Here is a 25,433-nt window from a genome sequence, read left to right as displayed (position 1 = left end):
ACCACTACCGGGGTAGGAGCCACAGATCCGACCGCGCGCGGATGTGTTCGACCCGGTCGGCTCGCTACCGTGCTCCCAGACACGGGACAACAGCCGCGTTCCGAGCACCGCTGCGACAGGGGACGGTACAGCCGATGAAGATCGAACGTTCACGAGTTCTGATCACGGGCGCCACCGGCGGCATCGGGCACGCCATCGCCCACGCCTTCGCCGAACGCGGCGCCGAGCTGTTGCTCACCGGCCGCCGCGTCGACGTGCTCGCCCCGCTGGCCGAGCAGACCGGCGCGCGCGCCGTGCCCGCCGATCTGGCCGACCGCGACGGCGTGGCGGCGCTGCTCGCCGCGGCGGGCCCGGTCGACATCGTCGTCGCGAACGCGGCCGTGCCCGCCAGCGGACTGCTCACCGACTACTCCATCGAGGAGATCGACCGCGCACTCGACGTGAATCTGCGCGCCCCGATCCTCACCGCCCGCCTGCTCGCCGAATCCCTCATCGCCCAGGGGCATGGGCACCTGGTGTTCATCTCCTCCATCGCGGGCAAGCTCGCCTCACCCCAAGCCTCGCTCTACAACGCCACCAAGTTCGGGTTGCGCGGCTTCGCCCAGGCGCTGCGCCAGGACCTCGCGCCGCACGGTGTCGGCGTCTCGACGGTGTTCCCCGGCTTCGTCCGCGACGCGGGCATGTTCGCCGACGCGGGCGTTCCCGCCGCGTTCGGCACCGGCACCTCCACGCCCGCCCAGGTGGCGGCCGCGGTGCGACGCGCGGTCGAGCGCAACGTCGGCGAGATCGACGTGGCCTCGCCGCAGGTGCGCGTCGGCGCCCTCCTGGCCGCCATCGCGCCCGGATTGTCCGCGCGGGTGCAGCGGCGCGCGGGCGCCGACAAGATCGCGGCGGCACTGGCCGAGGCGCACCGCGCCAAACGGTGACCGGCCCGGCGGTGTTCCCGGTTCGGGTTCGGGGTGGCGGGCGGCTCGGTATGGTCGGCGGGAATGGTTGTGGCCGGAAAGGTGGATGTGGTGGGGATCAAGCAGCGGGCCGTGGTGCAGATGAGCGCGGACGAGATCGCGGCGTTTCTCGACCGGAGCCGGGTGCTCACGCTGGCCACGCTGAATGCCGACGGCAAGCCGCATCTGACGGCCATGTGGTTCGGGCACATCGACGGCGTCCTCTACTTCGAGACCAAGTCGAAGTCGCAGAAGGCGGTCAACCTGCGCCGCGATCCCACCATCACCTGCATGGCCGAGGCCGGTGACACCTACGACCAGCTGCGCGGGGTCTCGATCGAGGGCACCGCGCACCTGATCGAGGACACCGAGGACGAGGAGTACTGGAAGGCGGGCATCGACATCTACGAGCGCTACGTCGGTCCGTACAGCCCCGAGGTCCGGCCGTTCGTCGAGGCCATGATGAACAACCGGGTGGTCGTGCGGGTCGAGCCGACCCGCGTGCGGTCCTGGGACCACCGCAAGCTCGGCCTGCCCGCCATGCCGCTGTCCGGCAGCACCGCCGACGCGCCCTGATCACTCGGCGAGCAGCGCGCGCAGCGCCGCCGCGCCGTCGAGCAGCGCGAGCGAACGCGCGGTGATCGCCGCGTCCCTGGCGGCCAGCGCCGCCCGCACCTGTCCCGAATGCCGCCGGAACTCCGGCATGACCGCGCGCACCTGCGCGATCCGGTAACCCGCCCGCCGCAGCTGATGGACGATCCGCGCGTCGCGCACCTGCGCGGGGGAGTAGTGGCGGCCCGCCGCCGCGCGATCGGGCACCACCAATCCCTCGGCGTCCCAATGCCGCAGGGTCGAGGTCCGCAGCCCGAGCGCCGCGGCGAGCTCGGTGACGCTCATCGCGTCCGAACCGCGCACCTCGGTGATCGGCTCCGCCGCAATGGCTTCGGCGGCCTCCCTCGCCAGCGCCAGCTCGACGCGTTCGGTGTGCAGCCCGGCGTGCGCGGCATCGAGCAGCGCCAGCACCTCCGCCCGGTCCCCGGTGTGCACCGTACGGACGATCCGTTTGGCCTCGACCGGACCGACCCCCGCCGCTAGCGCGCGGTAGGCCAGCGCCGACCGCACATGAATCTCGCGATAGCTCCGGTGCCCGCCCGGCGAACGGTCGGCGGGCGGCAGCACGCCGTCGCGTTCGAGATTGCGCACCTGCTGGACCGAGTACCCAGCCCGCCGGGCCACATCGATCGTGCGGCCGACCGGCGAGTTGAGGTTTGTCACCGGAAACTCCTCGTCATCGGCGAAAAAGTCCACACATGCACTTCAATGAGACGCTCGAACCATGACGATAGACGAGATCATCGAATACGTGACCGGCCTCGGCGGTGTCCTGCACCTCGCGCCCGGCCCCGGCGGCGAATGGCCCGAGATCAGCTGGGGCGACTCCTTCTTCTACTACGCCCCCGACGGCGTCGTCCCGACCACCACCCAGCCCTTCGCCACCATCGTGACCAAGGACTACCCGGACGACCGTGACTCGCGCCTGGACCGTCCCGGCACCTTCCGGCTCAATATCTCCGCGGGCCGGGAAGCGTTCGGCGAGTGGGCGAATCCCCAGGTGGACGCCGCCACCGAGGACACCCTGATCGCCCACCCGGTCTACGCCGCCGCCAACTGGCTCGCCGTCGTGAACCCCGGCGCGCGCACCGACGCCGCCGTCCGGGACCTCCTGCGCACCGCCCACGGCCGGGCACGGCACCGGGTCGAGCGGCGGACACGATGAGAACGATCCTGTTCGTCACCGAGAATCGGTGTCAACATCGACGGTAGGTGACCGAGGCTCGCCTCACCCGGTTCGGCGGTTCGGCGCGGTACCGTTGGTGCGCGGTTCAGATGCACTTCCGAGTGGGTTCCCGAAGGGGGATGGCATGACTGTCGAGCATCGTTTGCTACACACCGGCTCTCGGGGCGGCAAGTGGTCGTTCAGCTCGGTCGAACTGACGACCGTCGGTCTCCTGCTGACCGCCGCGAGCCTGGCGATGATCGGCCCGCTCGTCGCGGCCCTGCTGATCCACCGCAGCGGCGCGCCCGGCGCCGGCGCCGCGACGACACCGCTCATCCTGCTGACGGTCGCGATCGTCCTCGCGCTCGCGGCCGGTATCGCCCTGTTCGTGACGGCGAGCCGCCGTCGCTGATCGACTAGGAGGAATGTCCATGGCTACCTCGAAGTCTCGCAGCGCCGCCGCGTTCTCCGCCGAGGAACGCGCCGCGATGAAGGAACACGCCCAGGAGCTGAAGACCGCGGCCCGGCGGGGCAAGACGTCGAAGGCCGACGGCGAGGCGGACCTGCTCGCCAAAGTCGCCGAGATGCCCGAACCGGACCGCTCGATCGCCACCCGCATCCACGAGATCGTCATGACCGAGGCCCCCGAACTCACCCCCAAGACCTGGTACGGCCAGCCCGCCTGGGCCAAGGACGGCAAGGTCGTGTGCTTCTTCCAGTCGGCGGCCAAGTTCAAGACCCGCTACGCGACCCTGGGTTTCAGCGACACCGCCACCATCGACGACGGCACCATGTGGCCCACCGCCTTCGGTCTCACCGCCCTCACCCCCGCCGACGAAGCCCGCATCGCCGAACTGGTGCGCAAGGCGGTGCGCTGACCTCGGTATCGGGGTTGTTGTCGGCGCCCGATGGCACGATGCCGGTGTGGGTGACTTCTTCGAACGCATCATCGACATCGACGTCACCGCGGCCGACGCGGGCGCGCTGGCGGCGCGGACGGTCGACTGGATGGTGGCGCGCGGCTGGCTGCTGCGCGAGACCTCGCGGGACGCGATGTACAGCCTCCAGGTCGACGAAGGCTATCGGCCGGGCCCCGAATGGTCGCGGATCACCCAGGATTGGGGCGCGGACTGGACGCCGGGCCCGGTCGCCGTCATCGTCGGCAGGCATCCGCACTTCCCGGGGCAGGGCGCCATCGAACCCTCCGCCACCGACTGTCCGCGCTGCCGGGCCACCACCGTGATCATCGACTACCCGCAGCAGTGGGAGGCGGACGAGGCGGTCTGGCAGCCGTTCGCCGACGCGATCGACGCCTGGCGCGACACCGGCTCCGGCGCGGCGACCTGCGCTTCCTGCGGCACCGCGAGTCCCGTCACCGAGTGGGAGTGGGCCGACGACTTCGCCCTCGGCGCGCTCGCTTTCGACTTCTGGGGCTGGCCGCCGCTCAGCGACGAGTTCGTCGCCGAGCTGGGTGCCCGACTCGGTCATCGAATCGGGCACCACACCGGAAAGTTCTGAGGCGGGCGCTCAGTCCTCGGACGCGGCGGTGGCGGCGGGCACCACCTCCGCCGCCTGGCTCAGCAGCGCGGGCATGCGATCGAAACCGTGCAGCGTCGACAGCCCGCGACGGTGCGGTTCACCGTCGAGCCGCAGGTCGGGGAAGCGCTCGAACAGGGCGGGCAGCGCGTTGATGCCTTCCAGCCTGGCCAGGCTCGCGCCGATGCAGGCGTGCACGCCGCTGCCGAAGGCCAGGTGCTCCTTGGCGTTGGCGCGGGTGACGTCGAAGCGATGCGGATCCTCGAACTTCGCGGGGTCGCGGTTGGCGCCCGCCAGCGACATGATGACCGACTTGCCTGGCTGCAGTGGCGCGCCGCCCAATTCGACGGGTTCCAGCACCCGGCGCGCAGTGAGCTGCACCGGCGGCTCGAACCGCAGGATCTCCTCGATCGCGTTGGGCCAGTGCTGCGGCTCGGCGCGCAGGAGCTCGAGCTGGTCGGGATGGGCAAGCAGCAGCGGGATCGCGTTGCCGAGCAGGTTCATCGTGGTCTCGAAACCCGCGCCCATCAGCACGTTCGCGCTGGCCATCAGCTCGGTGGTGTTCAGCTCGCCCGAGGTCACCAGGGTGCTGAAGATGTCGTCGCCGGGGTCGCGGCGCACCTTCTCGATGTGGTCGGCGAGGTAGGTCTTCATCGCCGCCGTCGCCGACATCGCGCGCTGGTGCGTCTCCCAGGAGATGCCGACGTCGAGCAGCGGCGTGACCACTTCGCCCCAGGCCAGGAACATCTCGCGGTCGGAGTCCGGGAATCCGAGCATCTCGCCGATCACGGCCACCGGGACCTGCGCGGCGAATTCGCTGATCAGCTCGGCCGATCCCGTGGCCGCCATCGAATCGAGCAATTCGGTGGTGACCTCACGGACCCGGTCACCCAGCCGGGCGACCGCGCGCGGAGTGAACGCCGAGGCGACCGGCTTGCGCAGCCTGCTGTGCTCGGGCGGGTCCATCATGAACATCGACGGCGCTTCGATCGGATTGGGCGGCAACTCGATCGACTCGACGTAGCGGCGGATCGGCCCCGGCAGCATCGGATCGATCGGGGTCCGCACGCCGAAGCGCCGGTCCCGCAGGATCTCCTTGCACAGCCCGTGCTCGAAGACGGCGTATCCGGTCTTGACGGTCTGCACCCCGCCCTCCCCGCGCAGCTGATCGATCAGCGTGTACGGATCGTTGCGTCCCTCGTCGCCGCTGAGCAACTGCGCGAACGTGTCACCCTTGCGGTGCAGCGCCATCAGCCCCAGCCGCGGCAACCCGTGCTCAGCCGCCCATCTGACCGCATGCCCTACGTTCATCAAACCCTCGATCCATCGCAAAGAACTCGCAACGCGACGTATCGACGCCCGCGGTACCCGGTCGAACCCGCACGGTCTCAACCGCTTTCAGCGCCACCGATGCCGAACATCGCATGTTCAGCAGTCTTCCACGCTGGGTAATCCCCCGCACCGTTTGCTTCGCCGCGAGCACCCCGGGGTATGACACTGGACTTTAGGTTCACTCAAGTTATAGGGTCAGTGTCATGACCACGCTGGACGAGATCGCCGAGCGCGCGGTCCGGGAAGCCGGGCGGCTGGACCGCCCCGTCGCGGACCTCACCCTTGCGGAGATCGCCACGGCGGCGGGCGTTTCGCGGTCGACGCTCATCCGGCGGATCGGTAGCCGGGGCGCACTGGAGGATGCGCTGCGAGCGCGGGGGATGGGCGAGGCGAGTCGGCGGAGCACCGCCGCCGACCGGGCGATCGCGGCCGCGGCGCGGCTGTACGCGGAACGTGGTGTCGGCCCGGTGAGCCTGGACGATGTCGCCGCCGAGGCCGGCTGCACCGTGCAGGCGATCTACGGGCAGATCGGCGGTCGGGAAGCGCTGTTGCTCGCGGTCGCCGACCGGTACAGCCCGCTACCGGAGATCGAGCGGGCGCTGGCCGAGCCGGCCGCGAACCTGGCTTCCGGGGCGCTGGCCCGCTATCGCCGGATCATGGAATCGGTGTTCGGCGACCCACCGGTGGTGATCGCCCTGATCGCCGAGATGCTGTCGCGCCCCGACGGTCCGATGGCCGACTACCTCCGGTCCAGTTACGCGCCCCGCTCGGCCGCCGCGCTCGAAGCGTGGCTGCGCCCGTTCCTGGAGTCCGGCCGGATCCGGCCCCTGTCACCGTCGGTGCTGCTGAGCCTGTTCGCTGGCCCGATCGTGCTGTTCAACATGGCCCACATCGTGAATCGTCAGCCGCTGTCCGCGGCCGACTTCGAGCCGATCGCCAAGGAACTCGCCGAGGCGTTCGTCCGCGCGGTCGGCGCGCCGTAGCCCGCCGAGTGCTTCTCCGGCCGAACCGTTTTCGCACCACCGAAGGAGAGGTCCTATGTTCGCCGCCTACCTCGTCTGCACGCTGCTCACCGCGAGCGCCGCCGCCGTCGGATGCTGGATGAACTATGCCCGCCACCCCATCCCGGTCGCCGCGGCGAAGGTGGTCCAGGTGCCCCAGTCCTGGATTCCCGTCATGGGCACCCTCCTCGGCGCGGGCGCCCTCGGCCTGCTCGCCGGCCTCACCTTTCCGGTCCTCGGCATCGCCGCCTCGACCTGCCTGGTCCTGTACTTCCTCGGCGCCGTCATCGCCCACCTCCGCGTCCGCGACTACGCGCTGGGCCCCGTCTCCGCCTTCCTGACACTGACCGTCGTCACCCTCGCGGCGACCCTGGCCTACCGCCTCGGCTGACCCAGCGCCGCAGCGGGAGCTGAGTTCGGCACGGTCGGGCGGGTATCTTTCAAGCAGGAATCGATGACACGTTCGGTATCGCGCCAACGGGACGGAGGCTCCGTGACACACGCGCTGGTATTGCTGTTCGCCCTGCTCATCGGTGTGGTCGCGGGTCTGCGGGCGATGACCGCGCCCGCGGTGGTGGCCTGGGGCGCCTGGCTGGGCTGGCTACCGGTGGCGGGCACCTGGGCCGACTGGACCGCGCACTGGATCACCGTGACCGTGCTGACCATCCTGCTGGTGCTCGAGTTGATCACCGATCAACTCCCGTCGACCCCACCCCGCACGGTGCCCCCACAATTCCTGGCCCGGATCGCCACCGGCGCGTTCGCCGGCGCCGTCATCGGTGCCGGCTGGAACGACACCTTCGTCGCGCTGATCTGCGGCGTGATCGGCGCGGTCATCGGCACCCTGGCCGGATTCCGCGCACGACGACTCCTGGTCGAGCGAACCGGCGGCCGCGACTTCCCGGTCGCCTTGGCCGAAGACATCCTGGCCGTCGGCGGCGGTTTCGCCATCGTGGCACTGACCATGAACCTCTAGGCCGTCGGCCGACCGGTTGAACTGTGGAAAATTCTGCGCAGGTTGTGCCCTCGGCAGGATTCGAACCTGCGACACCCGCTTTAGGAGAGCGGTGCTCTATCCCCTGAGCTACGAAGGCGGGGTTGGTCGGGGTCGGGTTGGGCCCGGTTCGACCGTGCCGAGTATAGCGTGCGGGGGGTACGGGGAAGCAAAGCTGGGGATGGCTAGTCGAGCTGGCGTTCGGCGTTGTCGGGGATCCAGGGGAAGGGGAGGTCGGGCCAGCGGGCGGTGGGCCAGGTGGTGAGGTCGATGGCTAGGACGGCGTCGATGAAGGACTGGGGTGGGCGGTAGGCGTGGGTGGTGATGTAGTGCCGGATCATGGATGGGGCGGCGTAGGCGGTGCCCGGGGCGCCGGGGATGCGGACCTCGCCGGAGTGCTCCGGGGCCTCGGCTGCCGGGCACAGGTCGCAGGCGTGCAGGCCGAGGCAGTAGTTCATCATCTGGACCCGCTGCACGGCGTGTAGTTTCTCGACGAACTTGTGGGGGACCGTTCCGGTCGGATACGGGTGGCCTGCCGCCAGCCAGCCGACGTTCAGGCGGGTGTAGGTCGGGCGGAACCAGGCGGCCTTGTAGCCGGACTCGATATCGATGAACGAATCCTCGTCGTCGTAGGTGTACTCGCTGAGGTCTTCGAAGAACATCTACCCATCCTGGTGGGGATCCTGGCGACACGCTGATCTGAAACGGGTGTGGGCCCCTGAGGTGGGGTTTCGGTGTTCTAGCGTTCCCGGTGGTTTCCGCCCGGCCGGCCGGGCATTCGTGCACGCAATGACTTTCTGCCTTCGCTAGAGGAGTACGTGGTCATGGTTGTGGGGTTCCGCTTACGGCGGCACGGCGTGTTGAGGCGCGCCGTGCCGCCGGGGTTGTTCGTGTCGAAGACGGTGCTCGACGTGCGCAGGTGGTGAGGGCGCTCGTGCTGGCCGCGGCGGTGTGCGTCGGGCTGGCCGGGTGCGCGGTCGACGGTGGGCTGGTCGATGCGGATTCGCCGTCGGCGCAGGCGGATCGGGCGGCCGCGGCGCGGACGGAGGAGATCGAGGGCGCGAGCGCGGCGACGCAATCGACGATGCTCGCGTTCTACCGGTCCGTCTGTGCTTTGCAGACGCGATATCGCGCCGACCTGAAAGCCGCCGACCGCGACGCCGGGACGCTCACCCCGGCGCAGTACCGCGACGTGGCCGCGATGATCCTCGGTGGCCGGGCCGCCGCGGCCGACGGCGCGCGCGACACCGCGCACCGCTTGCCGATTCCGGATCTGTTCCCCGACGAATGGCGTTCCGCGCAGGGCGAATTGGTCGGGCTCTTCGATCGGCTCGGACAGGCGGACCGGGTGCGGGCGGGGGAGATGGGTGGCGCCGACCTCGCCGATACCGACCGGCTGCGCGGCGTCGCCAGGGACCTGCTCGCGGCCTCGGCGCAGCAGATCGAGAACGAGAACCCGCGCATCCGGGTCGTCGCCCAGCGGCTACCCGCGTCCAAGCAGGTGCGGCGGGACGCGGGGGAGTTGACCGAGTGCCGGACGCCCAGCTGAGCGTGGTCTGTCGATAGCCCGAAAGAACCAGTCCTGACGAGAAAGGAAGGAGTGTGTGATGCGCGCAGCCGGTTTCCTCCGTGGCGGGCTGCTGGCTGGCATGCTGTTCGCCGCCCTGTCGGTGGCCGGCGTGGCCGCCGCCGACGATCACACTCCGACCATTCCGCTGGTCACCGCGTTCGGTCCGTCCTTGTCGCCGCCGATCGTCGACGCGATCGTGCCCATCGCTCCGGATCTCGGACGCACGGAAGACGCGACAGCGGAAGGTATTCCGCCCTCGGAACCCGGAACGCCGTTGGCCGTCACCAGCCCTGCGCTGGACCGGATCCTCCCGGCGAGCCCATCACCCATCGAGCCGATCCTGTCGCTGCTCAACACATTCGGCATCGCATTACCGCACCAGGCCGACCCTGATCAGCCCGCTCCCGGCGTCGATTCATCCGAGCCCGCGGCTGAAGTCCAGCCGCCCGAGCCGTCGACCGAGAGTGGTCCCGGACATGGCTATGCCGAACCGGCATCCGAGGACGGTCCGCCCCGACCCCGTGCGAGAACCGAGCCTGCCGACCCGCCTGCCGGGGGCGATTCCGCTGAGCCGACGATCGAGGGTGCTCCTGCCGAGTCGACGGTCGGGGCTGGACCTGCGGGGGTGGCCGAGGGCGTTGCTGTGGAGTCGGCGGCCGGGGCAGGTGCAGGGCAGCCGATCGGGGCCGGCGGACCGGTCTGCCTCGGCGCGATCGACTCTGGCCGGATCGGGTTCGGCGGGATCGAGCGAGGCCAGGTCGGCGTTGATGCGATCGACCTCGGCCCAGGCGGACTCTGGAAGATTCCGGCGCAGGTCGGTCTATCTGTGCGCGGTGCGCCCTGGGCGGATCGAGGTGACTTGGTCGTCGGGGTCCACCGGCTGTTCCCCGGTCTCCGGGTCGAACGGGCGGTCGGTCGCGCGGACGGTCGGCACCGGCATCACGTGAGCTGGGCCGAAGGCCGAGCCCCGGACGACCTCAACCCGCCTAACCACCGCGAGACACCCTTCACCCACCATGGCCCCGGCTATCTCGGCGGCGCCAGAGCCGGTCCAGGACCACCGGCTGGTTCAGAACGAGTCGAGTCCGCCGCCGTCGAACCCGCCGCTGTCGTATCCACCACCGTCGAAACCCTCGGAGCCGCCCCACCCACCTGAATCCTGACCCGGGTCGTACCCCGGATCCTGGCCGACCTCGCCCTGACCGGCATCCTGGTCGAGCGCCGCCTCGCCGGTGCCGTCCTCGAAGGCCTGGGCGTCGTAGCCGACTCCGGACATCCCGGCGAACAATGTCGTGAACAGCAGTGCCGAACCGGCGCCCCAGGCGCCGGCGATCAGCGCGGGCTTCCACCACGGCTCCGAATACCACCCCGCGGGGACCGGCCGACCGGCCACCCGCCCGCCGGGGTAGTAGTTCGGCGTGCCCTGGGACGGGGCGGGGGAGGCCGCGATGCGGCGGCCGTTGTGCTCGACGACCCGTAGCTCGTCGACCTGTCCCGCGATGTCCTGACCATCGAGGGCCGGTACCGGCGGGCCCGGGTCCATATTCATCGCGGTGCGCGCAGCCCGGATGTAGTACAGCCCTTCCATCGCCGTCTGCTTGGCCAGGCGGGCCTGGGCGGGCGAGTTCGCCCTGTCCATCTGCCCGCCCGCCGCGTTGTAGCGTTCGGAGGCGTCGGCCAGCGCCTGCCGGGCCGCTTCGTTGCGCGGCGACAGCTGGTACACCTGGCCGCCGAGCCGTTCGATCGTCACACGCGCGTCGGCCTGCGCTTCGTCGAGTTCGCGCGCGTTCCGCTTGTTCTGCTCGGCGCGCAGATACAGCAGTGCCACCACGCACACGATGACGATCACGATCAACCACCACAGCATCGCGCACCTCTTTCGCCCGAGGTCTCGAGACGCCGTCCAGTTTACTGGCCGGTTGCCGGATCGGGCTGAGGCTGCTTGATCAGCGCGTTGCGGGGTAGCTCACCCCGCGAGATGGCGGGCGATCACCAGCCGCTGGATCTGGTTGGTGCCCTCGAAGATCTGCATGACCTTGGCCTCGCGCATGTAGCGCTCCACCGGGAAGTCCTGGGTGTAGCCGTAGCCGCCGAAGACCTGGACCGCGTCGGTGGTCACCTTCATCGCGGCGTCGGTGGCGACCAGCTTGGCGACGCTGGCCTGGCGCGAGTACGGGAGACCGGCGTCGCGGCGCCGGGCCGCGTCGAGGTAGGTGGCGCGGGCGGTGTCGACGGCGGCCGCCATGTCGGCGAGCACGAAGCCGAGGCCCTGGTGGTCGATGATCTTGCGGCCGAACGCCTCTCGCTCCTTGGCGTAGGCGACGGCCTCGTCGAGCGCGCGCTGGGCGACGCCGGTCGCCACGGCGGCGATGCCGAGGCGGCCCGCGTCCAGGGCGCTGAAGGCGATCGACAGGCCCTGGCCTTCGTCGCCGACGCGGCGTTCGGCGGGCAGGAAGGCGTCGTCGTAGGCGGCGGTGGTGGTGGGGATGCCGCGCAGGCCCATCTTCTCCTCGGGCTTGCCGAAGCTCAGGCCCGCGGTGTCGGCGGGGACCAGGAAGCAGGAGATGCCGCGCGAGCCCTCGCCGGTGCGGGCGAACAGGGTGTAGAAGTCGGCGCGGCCGCCGTTGGTGATCCACGCCTTGGTGCCGGTGAGCCGGTAGCCGCCGTCGACCGGGGTGGCGCGACAGCGCAGGGCGGCCGCGTCGGAGCCCGCGTGCGCCTCGGACAGGCTGTAGGCGCCGATGGTTTCGCCGGAGAGCATGCCCGCGAGCCACCGCTGCTTCTGCTCGTCGGTGCCGTAGGTGAACAGCGGGTGGCAGGACAGGCCGTGCACACTCACCGCGACCGCGACGGCGGCCCAGCGGCTCGCCAATTCCTCGAGCACCTGCAGGTACACCTCGTAGGGCTGCGCGCCGCCGCCGAACTCCTCCGGGTACGGCAGGCTCAGCAGCCCGGCCGCGCCGAGGGCGGGGAAGACGCCGTCGGGGAAGACGCCGGTCTTCTCGCTCTCGGCGACACGCGGCTCGAGCACCTTGTCGGCGATGTCGCGGGTCAGCTCGATCAGCTCGCGCGCTTCGTCGGTGGGCAGCATCCGGTCAACAGCCATGCTCGACACAGTACGTCCAGCATTGAATTGCGTGCAAGGCAGCATGGAATTTTCACCCCCTATACTGGGTCGATGCCCGAGCTGCCACCGAACAAGCATCAGGAGAAGAGTCTGCGAACGCGGACGCTGCTGCTCGATGCCGCGATCGAGAGCCTGGCCGAGGTCGGCTATGCGGGCGCCTCGATCGCCGACATCACCGCCAGGGCCGGGGTCACCCGGGGCGCGCAGCTGCACCAGTTCCACACCAGGAGCGAGCTGTTCGCGCAGACCATCGGTCATCTCACCGAGCGGCAGCGGGAGGCCATGCAGCGCAAGGCGAAAGCCCTGCCCGGCGACAGCGCTGCGGGCGCGGTGCTGGTCGAACTGGTCACCGCGACGTTCGCCGGGCAGCTCGGTCGCGCCGCCGTCGAGCTCTACGTCGGCATCGCCAACGACCCGCCGCTGCGCCGCGAGATGCTGCGGGTCCAGCACGAGCTGACCGTCGAGCTGCTCGACCGCTGCGCCGGGCTGATCGACCCGGCGATCACCCGCGAGCGGCTGGAGAGCACCTTCTGGCTCACCATCAACCTGGTCCGCGGCGCCACCCTCGACGAGATGGTCGGGCGCGACCGGGTCCGGCGCAAGCAGGTGCTGGCCGACTGGACCGCGCTGGCCGACCTCGCCCTGCGCTGAGCGGGCCTACCATCTGCGTATGAACGCAGACGGCGGACCGGGCCGCGCGCCGCTGGCCGACGACCAGGTGGGACTCGTCGTCGAGGTCTTCCGGATGCTGGCCGACCCGACCCGGGTCCAGGTGCTGTGGGCGCTGGCGGACGGTGAATTGTCGGTGAACGAACTGGCGACCGCGGTCGGTAAGCCGGGGCCGTCGGTGTCGCAGCATCTGGCCAAGTTGCGGATGGCCAGGCTGGTGCGGACCCGGCGCGAGGGCACCACGATCTTCTACAGCCTGGAGAACGATCATGTCCGCCAACTGGTCCTCGACGCGGTGTACAACGCCGAGCACGCGGGTCCGGGCGTGCCGGCGCACCATCGCGGACCCGACGCGCAGCCGCCGCACCGGGCGCAAGAGGGCTGACGCTGAACACGCCGTTCACCAGGAAAAGTTACGCCGGGAAACGGTTGCCGCCCGCTCTCCCTTCGGTAGCATCCGCTTGTGACGTGGCTCATGCCGCGGCGGGACCGAAGGAGTTTTCGATGCTGAGCACCATGCAGGACGACCAGCTGTCGCTGGCCAAACTGCTCAACTATGCCGCCACCTTCCAGGGCAATTCGACCGTGTCCACCTGGACCGGCGACGGTGTGCGCACCATGACCTTCCGCGAGCTCGGCGCGGACGCCGCGCGGCTGGCCAACGCGCTGCGTGGTCTCGGCGTCGAAGAGGGTGACCGCGTCGGCACCTTCATGTGGAACAACAACGAGCACATGGTGGCCTACATCGCGGTGCCCGCGATGGGCTCGGTGCTGCACGCGCTCAACATCCGCCTGTTCCCGGAGCAGCTGGTCTTCGTCGCCAACCACGCCGAGGACAAGGTCGTCCTCGTCGACGGCACCCTGGTGCCGCTGTTCGCGCAGTACCTGCCGAACCTGAAGACCGTCCAGCACGTGATCGTCGTCAACGGTGACGCGGCCGCGCTGACCGCGCCCGAGGGCGTGCAGGTGCACTCCTACCGCGAGCTACTCGACAGCCAGCCCGCCGAATTCGACTTCCCGGTCGTGGACGAGCGGTCCGCCGCCGCCATGTGCTACACCTCCGGCACCACCGGCGACCCGAAGGGCGTCGTCTACTCGCACCGCTCCAACTGGCTGCACGCCATGCAGGTGAATCAGCCCAACGGCATGGGTTTCCAGGGCTCGGACTACGTGCTCGCGATCGTGCCGCTGTTCCACGCCAACGCGTGGGGCCTGCCGTACGCGGCGCTGATGTCGGGCGCGAACATCCTGATGCCGGACCGCTTCCTGCAGCCGGGCCCGCTGCTGGAGATGATGGCGGCCGAGAAGCCGACCTTCGCCGCCGCCGTGCCGACCATCTGGGGCGGCGTGCTGGCCGGCCTGGCCGCGCAGCCGCAGGACATCTCGCACCTGCGCACCGCCGTCGTCGGTGGCTCCGCGGTGCCGCCCGCCATGATGCGCGCGTTCGAGGAGAAGCACGGCGTGCGCATCCTGCACGCGTGGGGCATGACCGAGACCTCCCCGCTGGGCAGCGTCGCGCACGCGCCCGCCGGTGTCGACGGCGACGAGGCCTGGGCCTACCGCTACACCCAGGGCCGCTTCCCGGCCAATGTCGAGGCCCGGCTCGTCGGTGACGACGGCAAGGTCGTCCCGAACGACGGTGAGTCGCTCGGCGAGCTCGAGGTCCGCGGCGCGTGGATCACCGGCTCCTACTACTCGCCGACCGGTGCGGAGATCGACCCGGACAAGTTCGACGACGGCTGGCTGCGCACCGGCGACGTCGGCAAGATCAGCCCCGACGGCTACCTCACCCTGGTCGACCGCTCCAAGGACGTCATCAAGTCCGGTGGCGAGTGGATCTCCTCGGTGGACCTGGAGAACGCGGTGATGGGCCACCCGGCCGTCGCCGAGGCCGCCGTCATCGGTGTGCCGGACGAGAAGTGGGACGAGCGCCCGCTGGTCGCGATCGTGCTGGCCGACGGCGCCGCCGCCGAGGCCGTCGAACTGCGCGACTTCCTGGCCGACAAGTTCGCCAAGTGGCAGCTGCCGGAGCGCTGGACCTTCATCGCCGAGGTGCCCAAGACCAGCGTCGGCAAGTTCGACAAGAAGCGGCTGCGCGCGCAGTACGCCGAGGGCGAGCTGGACGTGACGACCGTGGGCTGATCCCCGGACGAACAACGGCGGGCGTGGAATCGCTTCCACGCCCGCCGTTTCTGTTCAGTTGTTTGTTCTGTTGTCGGATCCTGTTGTGCGATGCAGTTGTCGATATTCAGTTGTCGACAGAAACGCTGGTGCTCAACAGTTCCGGAGTTCCGGGCTCTGGTTGAGGAGCTGGGCGCGCGGGCTGATGTAGCGGCTGTAGGTCTCGCCGCCGACCGCCGAGAGCGGGAACGCCGCGACCCGATGGCAGTTCTGGAAGGCGAGTTTCACGCCGAAGTGCCGTTCCAGCCCGCCGCGGATCGCGTCGGAGGCCAGGGCGCGCAGCAGCTGGCCGCGCGCGACCTCGTCCGGCGGCGGCACCACGTTGTCGGCGAATTCCGCGTCGCCCGCCCGCAGGTCGCCGGCTACCCGGCTCACCACTTCCCAGGCGTAGGGCAGTGATGTGCGGACGCATTCGACGAATTCGGCGTCGTCGATATCGCCCTGTTCGGCGCGCTCGAGCAATGCTGCGGGAACATCGAGGGACATGGCGCTCTCCTCCTGCTTGGTGGTGGTCGGCGGGATGCGATGCCCCTTCGAGTCTAAACGAAATCCGTTGTCAATAACCCTGGATTCATTCTGAAAGTGCTTTCCGTAGTGCGCTTTTCGCGTCGGCGGCCAGGTCCGCGATCAGTTCGCCTGCCGATAGCTCGGTCGCCAGTGAATGCGTTTGCCCCGCCCACAGATTCACATCGTCGGTGTTGCCCGCGGCCCGTCCGGCGGCCCGCAACGGTGCGGTGGCGTAATGAATTTCGGGGTAGGCGGCGGGGGCGGTCGCGGTGTGCTCCCGAAGAAAACGGTTGCGGATTCCGCGCGCACGTCGTCCGGTGAAGGCGCGGGTGAGCATCGTCGGTTCCGGCGACCCGATCGCGCCGCTGTGCGTGGCGTTGGTGCCCGCCTCGGCGCAGCGCAGCAGTGCGGTGCCCAGCTGCCCGGCCGCCGCGCCCGCGGCGAGCACCGCGGCCAGGCCCGCGCCGGTGGCGATGCCGCCCGCGGCGATGATCGGGCGGTCGGTGCTCGCGGTGAGCAATTGGAGCAGGGCCAGCAGGCTCAGCGGGTCGATCTGGTCGTCGGCGGGATCGTCGAGGAAGCTCGCGCGGTGCCCGCCCGCCTCGGCGCCCTGGGCGATGAGCGCGTCGGCGCCCGCGTCGATGGCGATCGCCGCCTCGGCGGGGGAGGTGACCGTCACCCAGACCTCGGTGCCGACCGCGTGCAACCGGTCGACCTCGACGGCGGTGGGGCAGCCGAAGGTCGTCGACACCACCGCGACCGGGTCGGCGACCAGCAGGTCGATCTTCTCGGCCCAGCCGTCGGTGTCGTGCTTGGGCGTGCCGAGCGGGTACTCCTCGCCGAGTTCGGCCAGGTAGGCCGCGTAGGTCGCCGGCTCGGCGACCGGGCCCGGCGCGAACAGATTCATGCCGAAGGGCGCGGCGGTCGCGGCTCTGGTCGCCGCGATCTGGTCGGCCATCGCCGCTGGCGCGAGGTAGCCGGCGGCCAGCTGGCCGAACCCGCCCGCGTTCGAGACGGCGACCACCAGCTCCGGGGTGGACGGGCCGCCCGCCATGGGCGCGGCGACGATGGGGACACGCAAGCTCTCGATCACCATGTCCCGAGTCTGTCCGGTCGGCGCCGGGTGCGGCGTCCGCATGGGCGCGTGTGACCCGCTCGGCAACGGGATCGTTACTGTGCGATGGGCCTCCCACCAGCGAGTTCGATACAGAAGGTTGCGGAATGATCACGACGGGGTAGAGTTCCCGTCACAACGGATGCCGAACCGTTACACACGGTGAGGTGGCGGGAACCGCTCAGGCGGATTCCGGGCCGGTCGCAAGCCGGTTTCGTTTCCTTGTTGTCGGACGCTAGGACGAGACTTTGTCGCAGCACCGTATGGGCCCCGAATCCATCTCCGTCAAGGCCCTGCTGGGTGACGGAGGCGCCGGGCGCCCGAGCCGGCACCGCGCAGAACCGTCGCGTTCCGACCGGATGCGGGTCGCCGCCAGCGCCGCGGTCGCCGCGGGCGCCATCGTCGGCACCGCCGCCTCGATCGCTCCGGCGATCTCCTACGCGGCCCCGCTGCTACCGACGCACAACGACGACGTCGAGGAATCCGTCGTCCCCGATTCCGCTCGCCAGGCCGCCGACGTGAACTTCGTCGCCGCCAAGCAGGTCACCGCGCCCGCCGAGGCGCCCGCGCAGGTCGACGCCGTCGCCGCGCCGATCGCGGCCCCGGTCGCCGCCCCGTTCGGCATCGGCAACCTGCCGCCCGAGATCGCGGGCCCGCTGGCCCAGGTCGAGGACATCATCCAGGGCATCCAGCACCAGGTCGCGCCGCCGCAGGCCGCCCGTCCGGTCGCGGGTCCGATCAGCTCCGGCTTCGGCGCCCGCTGGGGCGCCATGCACTACGGCGTCGACTTCGCCGACTCGATCGGCGCCCCGATCCACTCCGTGTCCAGCGGCACCGTCATCGAGGCGGGCCCGGCCTCCGGCTTCGGCCTGTGGGTCCGCGTGCTCCAGGACGACGGAACCACCGCCGTCTACGGCCACGTCAACGAGATGCTGGTGACCCAGGGTCAGCGGGTCAACGCGGGCGATGTCATCGCGACCGTCGGCAACCGCGGCCAGTCCACCGGCCCGCACCTGCACCTGGAGATCTGGGATCAGGGTGGCGGCAAGATGGACCCCATTCCCTACCTCGCCGCCAAGGGTGTGCCGCTCGAGTGGGGCCCGTCCGCGCACTGAGTTCTTCGAGTCGCGGACTTCTCCGCGAAAGCCGAGTGACGGTGGTTCAGTATGAGCCCCGTCACTTTGCTGTGTGATCCGGCAACACGCCTGATCGACGGGCCGATACTCCTCAGGGCCCGTGGAACCGGGGGCCCCGTAATCGGGGGCTGTCGGCACGACGTTCGGCCGGTCTGTGGTCGCTCGATATGATGGCTCGATCTGCACGGGGCGGCTGTCGGCGCGTCCATGCTCGATGAGAGGTGAATGAACCCGAATGGAAACCGCCCGTCGTTCTGCCCGCGGTAACCGCCGTCGCCGGTCGAGCAGTCCGACATTCGGTCAGTTGCTGACGGCCGCCGTCGAATCGGCCGCCGACGCCACCGCCATCCGGTTCAACCCCACGGGCGACCAGGCCGACCAGCGCGAACTCACCTACCGCGCGCTGGACGAGGAATCCTCCCGGCTGGCCAGGGAACTGATCGCCCGCGGCGTCGGCCCCGGCGACATCGTCGCCGTCGCGATCACCCGCTCGATCGAATCGGTGCTCAGCGTCTGGGCGGTGGCCAAGTCCGGTGCCGCCTACGTGCCGATCGACCCGGCCTACCCGGCCGAGCGCATCGCCCACATCGTCACCGACTCGCGCGCCGTCCTCGGCGTCACCACCACCGCGCACCGGCCCGCCCTCGGCACGTCGACCGAGTGGCTCGAGCTCGACGACCCGGCCGTCGCGGCGCGCGTCGCGGCCCAGCCCGCGCACGCCATCTCCTACAGCGACCGGGTGCGCACGCTCGACGAGCGGCACCCGGCCTATGTCATCTACACCTCGGGTTCCACCGGTCTGCCCAAGGGCGTCGTGGTGACCCAGGCCGGTCTGTCGACGATGGCCGCGGTGGGCAGGCAGTACCGGGTCGACGCGGGTTCGCGGGTGACCCACCTGAGTTCGCCCAGCTTCGACTTCTCCCTGATGGAGATGCTGTTCACCTTCACCGCGGGCGCGACCCTGGTCGTGGTCCCGCCGACCGTGTTCGGCGGCGACGAACTCGCCGATCTGGTTCGCCGCGAACAGGTCTCGCATCTGCTGATCACCCCGGGCGCGCTCGAATCGGTCGACTCCACCCGGGTCGACACCGTCCGCGTGGTCGTTACCGGCGGTGACAAGCTCGGCGCCGAGCTGGTGGATCGCTGGGCGGCCCAGGGCCGTTCGGTGTTCAACGCCTACGGTCCCACCGAGGCCACCGTCATGGTGACCACCGGCGAGATGACCGCGGGCGAAGCGGTGACGCTGGGTTCGGTGATCCCGGGCGTCGCGGCCTTCGTGCTGGACGCGCGGCTGCGCCCGGTGCCCGCCGGTGTCGTCGGCGAGCTGTACCTGGCCGGGCCGGCGCTGGCCCAGGGCTATCTGGACCGCGCCGAGCTCACCACCGAGCGTTTCGTCGCCAACCCGTTCGGTGCCGACGCCGGCGCACCCGGCGGGCGTCTGTACCGCACCGGTGACCTGGTGCGCCGCAACACTTCCGGTGAGTTCGAGTACCTGGGCCGGTCCGACTTCCAGGTCAAGATCCGCGGCCTGCGCATCGAGCTCGGCGAGATCGACAACGCGCTGACCACCCATCCGGACGTCGACTTCGCGGCCACCCTCGGCCGCACCCTGACCAACGGCGTGACCTCGCTGGTCGCCTACGTGCTGCCCCGCGCGGGCGCCGCGGTGACCCCGGCGGATCTGGCCCACCACCTGTCGGGTCTGCTGCCCGCGTACATGGTGCCCGCGGCGATCGTGCTGCTCGACGAGATCCCGCTGACCCCGGTCGGCAAGCTCGATCGCAAGGCCCTGCCGGAGCCCACCTTCACCGCCCGCGAGTTCCGCGCGCCGAGCACGCCGATCGAGGAGATCGTCGCCCAGGTGTTCGCGGCGCTGCTGGTTTCGGACGACAACCAGCAGGTAGGCGCGGACGACGACTTCTTCGAGCTCGGCGGCAACTCGCTGCTGGCCGCCCAGGCCGTGGCCCGGATCGGCACCGCGCTCGACGCCAGGGTGCCGGTGCAGCTGGTGTTCGAGGCCTCGACGGTGTCGGCGCTGGCCGCGCGCGTCGAATCGCACGTCGGCGCCGGTACCGGTAACCCGCTGACCGCGCAGGCCAGGCCCGAGCAGATCCCGCTGTCCTACGCGCAGCAGCGGATGTGGTTCCTCAACCGCTTCGATCCGCACAGCGGCGCCAACAACATTCCGCTGCCGGTGCGGCTGTCCGGCGCGCTGGACGTGGCCGCCATGCGCGCCGCCGTCGCCGACCTGGTCGGCAGGCACGAGGTACTGCGCACGATCTACCCGGAGGTCGACGGTGACGCCGTGCAGCTGGTGCTGCCGGTGGGTGATCCGCGTGCCGTCCCGCAGGTCGACGTGGTCGAGGCGACCCCTGAGCAGCTGCCCGGCCTGATCGCCGAGCAGGCGGTGGCCGGTTTCGACGTCGCGGTCGCGCCGCCGGTGCGGGTGCGGCTGTTCCGCCTCGGCGCCGAGGAACACGTGCTGCTGTGCGTGGTGCACCACATCGCCGCCGACGGCTTCTCGATGGCGCCGCTGACCCGCGACCTGATCGCCGCCTACTCCGACCGGCTGCGCGGCAGTGCCCCCGCCTGGCGTGAGCTGCCGGTGCAGTACGCCGACTTCACCCTGTGGCAGCGGGCCACGCTCGGCGCCGAGTCCGACCCGGATTCGCTGCTGGCCCAGCAGATCTCGTTCTGGCGTGACGAATTGGCCGGGCTGCCCGAGCAATTGGACCTGCCCGCCGACCGGTCCCGCCCCGCGGCGATGAGCAACCGCGGCGCGAGCTACGACTTCCGGATCGACGCCGACACCCACGCCGCGCTGGATCGGCTCTCCCGCGAACACAATTCGACGCTGTTCATGGTCGTGCACACCGCGCTGGCCGTGCTGCTGGCACGCCTGTCGGGCACCACCGACATCGCCGTCGGCACCCCCGTCGCCGGTCGTGGCGAAGCGGTGCTCGACGACGTGATCGGTATGTTCGTCAACACCCTGGTGCTGCGCACCGAGGTGGACCAGTCCCGCAGCTTCGACGAACTGCTCGGCAGCGTCCGCGGCACCGACGTGGCCGCCTTCGGGCACGCCGACGTGCCGTTCGAGCGGCTGGTCGAGCTGCTCGACCCGGCCAGGTCGATGGCGCGCCACCCGCTGTTCCAGGTGATGCTCACCTTCCAGAACCTCGCGGGCGCCGAACTGACGCTGCCCGGCCTCACGGTCGCCGGTGTCGATCTGGCCGTGCCGTTCGCCAAGTTCGACCTCGAGCTCACCCTCGTCCCGCTGGAGACCGACGGTGTCGCGAGCGGGGTGTCGGCGGCCTTCACCTACGCCACCGACCTGTTCGACGAGGCCACGGTCGCCGGGTTCGCCGACCGGCTGGTGCGCCTGCTGACCGAGGTCGTGGCCGATCCGGCCCGCCCGGTCGGCGCGATCGAGCTGCTCGACACCGTCGAGCGCGAGCGAATCCTGCAGCGGTGGAACGACACCGAGCACGAGCTCGCGCCCGCGCTGCTGCTCGACGGTTACCGCGCCGCGGTCGCGGCGCAGCCCGACGCGATCGCCCTGTCCTTCGAGGGCGCCGAGCTGACCTACCGCGAGTTCGACGAGCGGGTGAACCGGCTGGCCCGGCTGCTGGTGCGGCGCGGGGTCGGCGCGGAGTCGCTGGTCGGGCTGGCGGTGCGCCGGTCGCTGGATCTGGTCGTCGGCATGTACGCGATCGTCACCGCCGGTGGCGCGTACGTGCCGCTCGACCCGGATCATCCGGCCGAGCGGATCGCGCACATCCTCGACACCGCGCGGCCGGTGTGCGTGCTGACCACCACCGCCGACGCCGTCGAGGTGCCGGTGTCGACGCCGGTGATCACCATGGACACCGTTGCGCTGGAAGACTTCTCGGGTGCGCCGCTGAGCCGGGCCGAGCTGGTCCGGCCGGTGCTGCCGCAGCACCCGGCCTATGTCATCTTCACCTCCGGTTCCACCGGCCGCCCGAAGGGCGTCGCGGTCTCGCACCGGGCGATCGACAACCAGATCGCGTGGATGCTGGCGGAGTACCCGCTGGCGCCCGGTGACGTGTACCTGCAGAAGACCGCGACCACCTTCGACGTGTCGCTGTGGGGCTACTTCATGCCGCTGCGCACCGGCGCGAAGCTGGTCGTCGCGACCCACGACGGCCATCGCGATCCCGCCTACATCGCCGAAACCATTGCGGCGCAGGGCGTCACGATGACCGACTTCGTGCCGTCGATGCTCACGGTGTTCGCCGCGCACACCGCGCCCGGCACCATCCCCACGCTGCGCGACGTGTTCGCCATCGGTGAGGCGCTGCCGCCGGAGACCGTCGCGGCGCTGCGCGCGGTCTCGCCCGCGCAGGTGCACAACCTCTACGGCCCGACCGAGGCCGCGGTGTCGGTGACCTACTGGCCCGCGGGCGAGACCGATCGCGGCTCGGTGCCGATCGGTGTGCCGCAGTGGAACACCCAGGTCTACGTGCTGGACGCGCGGCTGCGGCCGGTGCCCGCCGGAGTGGTCGGCGAGCTGTATCTGGCGGGCGATCAGCTCGCGCGCGGGTACGTCGCCCGGCCGGATCTGACCTCGGATCGCTTCGTGGCCAACCCGTTCACGCCCGGCGCGCGGATGTACCGCACGGGTGACCTGGTGGTCTGGCGCACGCCCGCCGACGAGGGCCACGTCCTGGAATACCTGGGCCGCACCGACTTCCAGGTGAAGTTCCGCGGTCAGCGCATCGAGCTGGGCGAGATCGAGACGGCGCTGCTGGCGCAGCCGTCGGTCAGCCAGACCGTCGCCGTCGTCGCCGATTCGCCCGCCGGTGAGCAGCTGGTCGCCTATGTGGTGCCCAAGCCGGGGGAGCGGATCGAGCAGGCGGCCTTGCTCGCCGCGATCGGTGATTCGCTGCCCGCGTACATGATTCCGGCCGCACTGGTCGAGCTGGACGCGTTCCCGCTGAACCCGAGCGGCAAGCTCGACCGCAAGGCGCTGCCCGCGCCGACGTTCACCGCGGGCGAGTTCCGCGCACCGGCCACGCCCACCGAGGAGATCGTGGCGGGCGTCTACGCCGAGCTGCTCGGCATGGCGCGCGTCGGCGCCGACGACGACTACTTCGCGCTCGGCGGCAACTCGCTGCTGGCCACCCGCGCGATCGCCCGGATCAACGAGGCGCTCGACGCCGAGGTGACCATTCGCGACCTGTTCGAAGCGCCGACCGTCACCGCGCTGGCCGCGCGTGTCGGCGCGGTCGGCGGCGCGGCCCGGCCCGCGCTGGTGGCCACCGCACGGCCGGAACGGATTCCGCTGTCGCTGGCCCAGCAGCGCATGTGGGTGCTCAACCAGCTCGATCCGGCGTCGGGCTCCTACAACATCCCATTCGCCATCCGGCTGACCGGCGCGCTCGACGTGGCCGCGCTCGACGCCGCGGTGACCGACGTGCTCACCCGCCACGAATCCCTGCGCACCCGTTTCCCGTCACCGGACGGCACCCCGGTCCAGGAGATCCTGCCGGTCGCCGAGGTGCTGCCCGCCGGGCTCGAGGTGGAGACCACGACCGAGGTGCTCGCCCGCGCCGCCGCGCTCGCCGAGGCCGGCTTCGACGTGACCAGGGAAGTGCCCGTGCGGGCGCGGCTGCTCACCGACGGATCGGCGGCCGACTGGCTGCTCGTGTTCGTGGTGCACCACATCTCCGCCGACGGTGCGTCGCTGGCCCCGCTGGCCCGCGACCTGATGACGGCCTACGTCGCCCGCGCCGGACAGCAGGCCCCGGCCTGGACGCCGCTGCCGGTGCAGTACGCCGACTTCGCGCTCTGGCAGCGCGCGGTCGTCGGCGCCGACGACGAGCCGGACTCGGTCGCCGCCGCGCAGCTCGACTACTGGCGGACCCAGCTGGCCGGCGTGCCGCCGCTGCTGGAACTGCCGCAGGACCGCCCGCGGCCCGCGACGCCGACGCTGCGGGGCGCCACCACCGAGCTGCGGCTGCCCGCCGAGGTGCACGCGCGGCTGAACCACCTCGCGCGCGAGCACAAGTCGTCGCTGTTCATGGTCGTGCACGCGGCGCTGGCCGTGCTGCTGGCCCGGCTCTCGGGCACCACCGACATCGCCATCGGCACCGCCGTCGCCGGGCGTGGTGAGCGGGCGCTCGACGAGCTGGTCGGCATGTTCGTCAACACGCTGACCCTGCGCACCGCGCTGGACCCGGCCGGGTCCTTCGACGAGGCGGTGGACCTGGCCCGCGAGACCGACCTGGGCGCCTTCGCGCACGCCGACCTGCCGTTCGAGCGGGTCGTCGAGGTGGTCGCGCCGGGCAAGGGCAGCGCGCACAACCCGCTGTTCCAGGTGGCGCTGACCTTCAGCAACAACGAGGCGGCCGCGCTCGAACTGCCCGGTCTCAGCGTGACCGCGCTGGAGACCGCGGTGGCGGCGAAATTCGACCTGCAGGTCGACGTCGAGCCCCGGTTCACCGCCGAGGGCGCGCCGGACGAGCTGGTCACGCTGTTCAACTACGCCACCGACCTGTTCGACGAGGCCACGGTGCGCACCATCGGCGCGCGCTTCGCCCGCATCCTGACCGCGGTGGCCGCCGATCCGCAGGTCCGGGTCGGCGATATCGACATCCTCGACGAGCAGGAGCGGGCCAGGCTGCTCGCGGGCGCCACCCAGACCCCGGCACCGGTCGCGCCGTCGGGCGGCACCACGCTGGCGCAGGCGTTCACCGCCGCGGCCGAGGACGATCCGGACGGGCCCGCGCTGGTCTGGGGCGACGACTCGCTCACCTACGAGCAGCTCGACACCCGCTCCTCGCGGTTGGCGCGGCTGCTGATCGGCCGTGGCTTCGGGCCGGGTGCCGGTGTGGCCGTTGATCTTCCGCGTGGTGTCGACTGGGCGGTGGCGGTCTGGGCCGTGCTCAAGTCCGGTGCCGCGGTGCTGCCCGCGCCGGGCATCGGCGCGGCGCCCACCGAACCGGCCGCCAAGATCGGCATCACGGCGGGCGCGACGCCGGACGGCGATTTCGAGTGGGTGGTCCTGGACGACCCGGCGATCCGCACCGAGCTGTCGACCCAGTCGGCCCGCCCGGTGACCTACGCCGACCGCACCAGGGCGCTGCGCGGCGGCGACCCGGCCTTCGTCGGCGTCGACGGTGTCCGCAGCTACGACGAACTCGCCACGGCGGGTGCGCGCGTGCGCGCCGACGCCGCGCTGACCTTCGAGTCGCGCACCTTCGGCAACGGCGCGGCGGACAGCTTCGCCGTGCTCGTCGAGCCGGTCGCGGCCGGTGTCGCGGGCGCGTCGATGGTGCTGGCGCCCGCCGCGGGCGACGACCTGTCGGCGGTACTGGCCGAGGAGTGGGTGAGCCACCTGTTCGGCGATCGGGCCGGTCTCGATGCGGTCGACACCGCCGGGCTCGACGACCTGCAGGCATTGATCGCCGACGAGGTCGCGCCGGGCAACCCCGGCCCGGCCGAAGTCGTACTGGTGCTCGGGGACCCGCGTCCGTCGGTGTCCTGAGCCGTGACCGTGGTGACGGGGCGACGAGTTCCGGT

Annotated in this window: 23 protein-coding genes and 1 tRNA gene; 16 read left to right on the top strand and 8 right to left on the bottom strand. The window is 70.9% G+C overall.

Annotated features, from left to right (window positions below):
• Positions 1–134: 134 nt before the first annotated feature.
• Positions 135–926 carry an SDR family oxidoreductase gene (locus ACFYWJ_RS01810; protein ID WP_355271174.1) on the top strand — a complete coding sequence of 264 codons (792 nt, stop codon included), beginning with the start codon at positions 135–137 and terminating at the stop codon, positions 924–926.
• 90 nt (positions 927–1,016) lie between these two features.
• On the top strand, positions 1,017–1,520 hold the full coding sequence (locus ACFYWJ_RS01805) for a PPOX class F420-dependent oxidoreductase (RefSeq protein ID WP_355271730.1): 504 nt from the start codon (positions 1,017–1,019) through the stop codon (positions 1,518–1,520).
• On the opposite strand, the gene ACFYWJ_RS01800 is transcribed toward ACFYWJ_RS01805, so the two are convergent.
• Positions 1,521–2,219, bottom strand: a complete 699-nt coding sequence (locus tag ACFYWJ_RS01800; RefSeq protein WP_355271175.1) for a MerR family transcriptional regulator — start codon at positions 2,217–2,219, stop codon at positions 1,521–1,523.
• 61 nt (positions 2,220–2,280) lie between these two features.
• On the opposite strand from ACFYWJ_RS01800, the gene ACFYWJ_RS01795 reads away from it, so the two are divergent.
• The 4 genes from ACFYWJ_RS01795 (at position 2,281) to ACFYWJ_RS01780 (ending at position 4,239) form a co-directional block, all read left to right on the top strand.
• Positions 2,281–2,721: a DUF6194 family protein gene (locus ACFYWJ_RS01795; RefSeq protein WP_355271176.1), complete on the top strand. Its 441-nt coding sequence runs from the start codon at positions 2,281–2,283 to the stop codon at positions 2,719–2,721.
• A gap of 145 nt (positions 2,722–2,866) precedes the next feature.
• The gene (locus ACFYWJ_RS01790; RefSeq protein ID WP_355271177.1) at positions 2,867–3,133 is read left to right on the top strand and encodes a hypothetical protein; all 267 of its coding nucleotides are present in this window, start codon (positions 2,867–2,869) and stop codon (positions 3,131–3,133) included.
• 19 nt (positions 3,134–3,152) lie between these two features.
• A complete protein-coding gene (locus ACFYWJ_RS01785) occupies positions 3,153–3,599 on the top strand; it encodes a DUF1801 domain-containing protein (protein WP_355271178.1) in 447 nt (148 codons plus the stop codon).
• A gap of 46 nt (positions 3,600–3,645) precedes the next feature.
• On the top strand, positions 3,646–4,239 hold the full coding sequence (locus tag ACFYWJ_RS01780; RefSeq protein ID WP_355271179.1) for a hypothetical protein: 594 nt from the start codon (positions 3,646–3,648) through the stop codon (positions 4,237–4,239).
• A gap of 9 nt (positions 4,240–4,248) precedes the next feature.
• On the opposite strand, the gene ACFYWJ_RS01775 is transcribed toward ACFYWJ_RS01780, so the two are convergent.
• Positions 4,249–5,568, bottom strand: a complete 1,320-nt coding sequence (locus ACFYWJ_RS01775; RefSeq protein WP_355271180.1) for a cytochrome P450 — start codon at positions 5,566–5,568, stop codon at positions 4,249–4,251.
• A gap of 224 nt (positions 5,569–5,792) precedes the next feature.
• On the opposite strand from ACFYWJ_RS01775, the gene ACFYWJ_RS01770 reads away from it, so the two are divergent.
• The 3 genes from ACFYWJ_RS01770 to ACFYWJ_RS01760 all read left to right on the top strand — a co-directional run bounded on the left by ACFYWJ_RS01770 (position 5,793) and on the right by ACFYWJ_RS01760 (position 7,566).
• Positions 5,793–6,572: a TetR/AcrR family transcriptional regulator gene (locus ACFYWJ_RS01770; protein WP_355271181.1), complete on the top strand. Its 780-nt coding sequence runs from the start codon at positions 5,793–5,795 to the stop codon at positions 6,570–6,572.
• Between the two features lie 55 nt (positions 6,573–6,627).
• Positions 6,628–6,981, top strand: a complete 354-nt coding sequence (locus ACFYWJ_RS01765) for a DoxX family protein (protein WP_355271183.1) — start codon at positions 6,628–6,630, stop codon at positions 6,979–6,981.
• Between the two features lie 102 nt (positions 6,982–7,083).
• Entirely contained in the window at positions 7,084–7,566 is a 483-nt protein-coding gene (locus ACFYWJ_RS01760; RefSeq protein WP_355271185.1) for a DUF4126 domain-containing protein, read from the top strand.
• A 45-nt stretch (positions 7,567–7,611) separates the two neighbouring features.
• Here the strand turns inward: ACFYWJ_RS01760 and ACFYWJ_RS01755 are convergent.
• A tRNA-Arg gene (locus tag ACFYWJ_RS01755) sits at positions 7,612–7,684 on the bottom strand.
• An 85-nt stretch (positions 7,685–7,769) separates the two neighbouring features.
• On the bottom strand, positions 7,770–8,246 hold the full coding sequence (locus ACFYWJ_RS01750; protein ID WP_355271187.1) for a hypothetical protein: 477 nt from the start codon (positions 8,244–8,246) through the stop codon (positions 7,770–7,772).
• 257 nt (positions 8,247–8,503) lie between these two features.
• Between ACFYWJ_RS01750 and ACFYWJ_RS01745 the strand changes: the two genes are divergently transcribed.
• Both ACFYWJ_RS01745 and ACFYWJ_RS01740 read left to right on the top strand, forming a co-directional pair.
• Positions 8,504–9,133: a hypothetical protein gene (locus ACFYWJ_RS01745; RefSeq protein WP_355271188.1), complete on the top strand. Its 630-nt coding sequence runs from the start codon at positions 8,504–8,506 to the stop codon at positions 9,131–9,133.
• Between the two features lie 58 nt (positions 9,134–9,191).
• Positions 9,192–10,310: a hypothetical protein gene (locus ACFYWJ_RS01740; protein WP_355271190.1), complete on the top strand. Its 1,119-nt coding sequence runs from the start codon at positions 9,192–9,194 to the stop codon at positions 10,308–10,310.
• Here the strand turns inward: ACFYWJ_RS01740 and ACFYWJ_RS01735 are convergent.
• Positions 10,224–11,021, bottom strand: a complete 798-nt coding sequence (locus ACFYWJ_RS01735) for a DUF1542 domain-containing protein (protein ID WP_355271191.1) — start codon at positions 11,019–11,021, stop codon at positions 10,224–10,226. The two genes, ACFYWJ_RS01740 and ACFYWJ_RS01735, sit on opposite strands and share 87 nt — an antisense overlap.
• A 99-nt stretch (positions 11,022–11,120) precedes the next feature.
• Complete coding sequence (locus ACFYWJ_RS01730) at positions 11,121–12,260, bottom strand: acyl-CoA dehydrogenase family protein (RefSeq protein WP_355271193.1); 1,140 nt, start codon at positions 12,258–12,260, stop codon at positions 11,121–11,123.
• A gap of 72 nt (positions 12,261–12,332) precedes the next feature.
• On the opposite strand from ACFYWJ_RS01730, the gene ACFYWJ_RS01725 reads away from it, so the two are divergent.
• The 3 genes from ACFYWJ_RS01725 (at position 12,333) to ACFYWJ_RS01715 (ending at position 15,092) form a co-directional block, all read left to right on the top strand.
• Positions 12,333–12,932, top strand: coding sequence for a TetR/AcrR family transcriptional regulator (locus ACFYWJ_RS01725; protein WP_218720753.1), 600 nt, complete (start codon positions 12,333–12,335; stop codon positions 12,930–12,932).
• A gap of 19 nt (positions 12,933–12,951) precedes the next feature.
• Positions 12,952–13,335 (top strand): metalloregulator ArsR/SmtB family transcription factor, encoded by a 384-nt coding sequence (locus tag ACFYWJ_RS01720; RefSeq protein WP_355271195.1) that lies wholly within the window; start codon positions 12,952–12,954, stop codon positions 13,333–13,335.
• 119 nt (positions 13,336–13,454) lie between these two features.
• Positions 13,455–15,092: a long-chain fatty acid--CoA ligase gene (locus ACFYWJ_RS01715; RefSeq protein ID WP_355271196.1), complete on the top strand. Its 1,638-nt coding sequence runs from the start codon at positions 13,455–13,457 to the stop codon at positions 15,090–15,092.
• 132 nt (positions 15,093–15,224) lie between these two features.
• On the opposite strand, the gene ACFYWJ_RS01710 is transcribed toward ACFYWJ_RS01715, so the two are convergent.
• Positions 15,225–15,617, bottom strand: a complete 393-nt coding sequence (locus ACFYWJ_RS01710) for an SCO5389 family protein (protein ID WP_218720750.1) — start codon at positions 15,615–15,617, stop codon at positions 15,225–15,227.
• 85 nt (positions 15,618–15,702) lie between these two features.
• Positions 15,703–16,734, bottom strand: a complete 1,032-nt coding sequence (locus ACFYWJ_RS01705) for a nitronate monooxygenase (RefSeq protein WP_355271198.1) — start codon at positions 16,732–16,734, stop codon at positions 15,703–15,705.
• 266 nt (positions 16,735–17,000) lie between these two features.
• Here ACFYWJ_RS01705 and ACFYWJ_RS01700 point away from each other — a divergent pair, with 266 nt between their 5' ends.
• Positions 17,001–17,867: a M23 family metallopeptidase gene (locus tag ACFYWJ_RS01700; protein ID WP_355271200.1), complete on the top strand. Its 867-nt coding sequence runs from the start codon at positions 17,001–17,003 to the stop codon at positions 17,865–17,867.
• 256 nt (positions 17,868–18,123) lie between these two features.
• Positions 18,124–25,398: an amino acid adenylation domain-containing protein gene (locus ACFYWJ_RS01695; protein ID WP_387160565.1), complete on the top strand. Its 7,275-nt coding sequence runs from the start codon at positions 18,124–18,126 to the stop codon at positions 25,396–25,398.
• The last annotated feature ends 35 nt before the right edge of the window (positions 25,399–25,433 follow it).

Source organism: Nocardia sp. NPDC003269 (assembly GCF_042888005.1).
Classification (GTDB): Bacteria; Actinomycetota; Actinomycetes; order Mycobacteriales; family Mycobacteriaceae; genus Nocardia.
This window is presented reverse-complemented; position numbering and strand designations above follow the sequence as displayed.